This is a genomic window from Pseudoalteromonas sp. 5Ae-yellow (assembly GCF_014077565.1).
Taxonomy (GTDB): Bacteria; Pseudomonadota; Gammaproteobacteria; order Enterobacterales; family Alteromonadaceae; genus Pseudoalteromonas.
The window spans coordinates 1-3,701 of the sequence record NZ_JACGWD010000127.1; the positions used below are offsets into that span (position 1 = coordinate 1).

General features: G+C 39.1%; 2 protein-coding genes. Both read right to left on the minus strand.

The window, feature by feature from the left end:
• Nucleotides 1-428 precede the first annotated feature (428 nt).
• Nucleotides 429-2,798 carry a TonB-dependent receptor domain-containing protein gene (locus H4J63_RS19460; protein WP_182198071.1) on the minus strand — a complete coding sequence of 790 codons (2,370 nt, stop codon included), beginning with the start codon at nt 2,796-2,798 and terminating at the stop codon, nt 429-431.
• Nucleotides 2,799-3,013: 215 nt separating this feature from the next.
• Nucleotides 3,014-3,403, minus strand: a complete 390-nt coding sequence (locus tag H4J63_RS19465) for a YkgJ family cysteine cluster protein (RefSeq protein ID WP_024590141.1) — start codon at nt 3,401-3,403, stop codon at nt 3,014-3,016.
• Between the last annotated feature and the right edge of the window lie 298 nt (nt 3,404-3,701).

Consider the following 3,701-nt stretch of genomic DNA (forward strand, 5'->3'; position numbering starts at 1 on the left):
ATGGCTTGCTTTATCAGCGTTTAGGAAATAAGTTGATAAAATGTGAAGGGTACAGGAGCCGTATACGAGGTCCGTACGTACGGTTCTGTGAGAGGGATGAGGCATAAGCCTCACCCTACTCGATGTGTTTGTAATTTAAGAGTTTTATACCAATTAGCTTAATTAAGTAATCTATTTTTCGCTAAGAAAATCGTGTCGATAACAAGGCAAAAATTTCGTTGTTTAGTTGTTATCACTAATTGCTCTTGCATTGCCTCCTGCCTCCATGCAGTCGTATATCAGAAATTCTTAACGCAGTTAGCGTCAGGTTTAATCCTTCAAATCGATTAAGTATTACTGCGTGTTGATATTATATATTCTAAAAATAAAAAAACCGCATTAATAAAATGCGGTTTGTAAAAATATAAACTAAAAACTGTTTTTAATTATTAAAAATAACCACGAACACCAAAGCGGAAGTTTCTGCCTGGTAGTGGGGCTTTATCTTTAATAAATGAGCTATGTACAAAACCTAACTCGTCGGTAATGTTATCTACATTTATATAAAGTTGTGCATCTACCGCACCTAAATCAAGTTGGTAATTAGCTTGTGCGTCAAATAACGTATAACCATCGGTTTGTGTTTCAAACGCAGTTACATCGTTTTGATCAAAGTAATGAGTACCTGTAAGCGTTAGTTGTAAATCACCTAAATCATACTGTAGCTCCGAGCCTAATTTATTGGCTGGAATACGCGGTAGGTTACCTTCATCATCTTTAAGTTTTGCACGAGTTGAGTCACCAAATACTTTAACCATAGCGCTTGATGTAATTTGATAGTGAGCATCAAATTCAATACCATATAGCTCTGCATCTTTGCTGGTAAACTGATAAACCGCAACGGCATCATCATGTGCACCAATAGCCGATTCTAAACCATCTTCTTCATCGTAAACTAAACCTGTATTTTCTTGGAAGTAGAAGTTTTTAATATCGTTATAGAAAAAGTTAACTGTGTAACCAAAATCACCGCTAAAGCGTCTAAAGCTTAAATCTAAGTTTGTTGAAGTTTCCTGTTTGATATTTTCTGGCTCAAAATGCGCTTCATTATCTTCAATATTGTAACCAAGGCCTAGCTCGTAAGTGCCAGTTGCAATGTGTAAACCGTTAGATAAAAGCTCTGCCGAAAGTGGTGCTCGTTCTGAATGAGAAATACTCGTAGCGATACTATGACCCGGCTTGTATTGCCAAATGGCACCAGCAGAGGCACTTAAATTGGTAAAACTTTCGTTATACCCAATGGTTTCTTCGTCGCTATGATCTATCTCTACTTCACCGTGGCTATGCTCGTGTGCCGTGATTTGGCTTTCAATTTTGTAATCTTCAACACGTGCGCCAAGTTCAATTGTAACGTCGCCAAATTCACGCTCTTCAAGTAAATATAATGCGTTAGTTGTAGTTACACTTGCGGGTGTAAAGGCTTCTTCACCAATTGCATCGTAGTCAGAATCGCTGTAGTGATAGCCCATCATTCCGTGCCAATCAGCAAACTTATGCTCTACATTTAAACGTGCTTCAGTCGTTTTATTTTTAAAAGTAGTACCAATTTCGCCATCTTCAATTTCGCTGTGCGAGTAATCTGTGTAGCCAACACGTAGGTTAATGGTTTCAATCCAGTTATTATGAAGGGCGTAACTTACAATCCCTTGCCAGCGATCTTGCTCTAAATGTGCGTAAACTGGCTCTTCAGCAGCTTCATCTTCATGTTCTGCATGCTCTTCTTCAGTTTCACCTTCGTGATCGTGATGATGCTCATGCCCAGGAATACCGTAACCAGTATCAATGCTACCGTAAGAAAAACCAATCGTTAAGTGATCGCCAACATAGCTGGTACCAAAGTTGAGTGTTTCGCTATCAATAAAAGTATTTTCTACCGAGCTTTCGGTTTCAACATCGCCATCATCGTCGGCAATAGTAAAGGTCGGTGTTTGGTAATCATCGCCGCTGCGCTTAGTACCATCAAAATGAAAGTTAAAGCCTTCATTACCTGTTTCAAGTTTTGCAGCTACGGTGTTTGAATTTGACACCGTATCGTGGCTGTATTCAGCAGCGCCTGTAAGCTCGTCGATATTGCTAGTAGGAATACGGTTATCAACCACGTTTACAACGCCACCAATTGCACCAGAGCCATAAAGTAGGGTACTTGGACCGCGCAACACTTCAATTTGCTCTGCCGCTAGGCTGTCGCTTGATGTCGCGTGGTCTGGGCCAATTCGCGACGCATCGCTGGCATCTAATCCATTTTGTGTGATTTTAACGCGAGGGCCATCTAAACCACGAATAATTGGGCTTGATGATACAGGGCCAAAGTAACTTGCATTTACGCCTGGTAAACCTTTAAGAGTTTCGCCAAGTGTTGGTTTAGATTTATTTCTTAATTCATCACCAGATAGCACACTTACAGGAGAAATCATTTCTAGGCTGTTCTTATGAAGTGCAGAGGCATAAACAACCACTGTTTCAACCGATGTTGGTTTAAGTGACACAGACAGATTATTTGAAGATTCGGTAACAGCAATACGAGAGTCGATGTAGTTGTCTTTACTAATATGTAATTGGCTGTTTGCATCTATATCGATAGCAAACTCGCCTAAATCATTACTTTTAACGCTTTGGTTTTTGCCATGGACATGGATAGAGGCATTTTTAATAGGTTGATTTTTATCATCCATTACTTTACCAGTAACGGTTGCAGCCAAAGCTGATTGAGAACATAAAACAGAAAAAATAGCAGAGGAGATTAATGTTAACTTTGTCATGGATATATTGGTTCGTGGTTATTATGTTGTGATATAATATAACACCGCAAAATTAACGAATCAACAATGTTATAGTATAACTTTGAATTTTGCGATGAATAATCTAAAAATGACGATTAAGCCAATATTATAAAAATTCAAATAATAGGTTTGTGAATAGAAAACTTATCTATTTGATCGAAGAACTCATAGCGCTAACCGGTAAACCTATGTATTTAATAGCGGCTATCTATCATTATCGCATCTAGTTTATGCTGCGCTCTTGTCTGATTTGTTATATCTACAGATTCAATCATTTCGCATTCGTCGCGGATCATCTCTGAAATAAGACTAGGGTAGTGGCGGCAGTCTTCTGGGCGGTCGAGGTAAATACTGCAGGTATACATATTTTTAGCGAGAGGATCTTTTTTAGGCGCAATTTCTAAAAATGGGCACACTTGAAGTCTTAAGCCTGTTTTTGGGTCAAACCAAATTTCGTTGTTTTTAACGTATTCATAAATTTCGGGGTTAAAGAGCTCCCATAAATCTATTTCCTCTTTCGTTGCGCTTAAATCGCCGCCGCCATATTTAATACAGCATTTACCACACTGGTTGCATTCTTTCATAATTGGCTAATTTAGTTGGCTGTTAACGAATTTAAGTTAGTTATTAGGGCGTGTTGACCTTTCGTGGTTGATTTTGCAGCTGTATGTTTGGTTTTTAGGCAAGGCAGAGCCTATGTAGTGTGGTTATTCCCCATAAATAGGCGATAACGCAGCATAAATGCCGAACATGCGCTGCCCTTTGGGTTCTTTCTAGGGGCGATTAACTCTTTGTTGCTCGGTTTTTACTTAGCCCACTAGGTTACAAACCTCGCGCCGCGATTAAATCGCCCCTAGATTGAACAAATTTCAATCCACAAAG

Bases quoted from the DNA above. Each gene is read 5' to 3' on its own strand.
- H4J63_RS19460 (WP_182198071.1), bottom strand. From the start codon at position 2,798: ATGACAAAGTTAACATTAATCTCCTCTGCTATTTTTTCTGTTTTATGT.
- H4J63_RS19465 (WP_024590141.1), bottom strand. From the start codon at position 3,403: ATGAAAGAATGCAACCAGTGTGGTAAATGCTGTATTAAATATGGCGGC.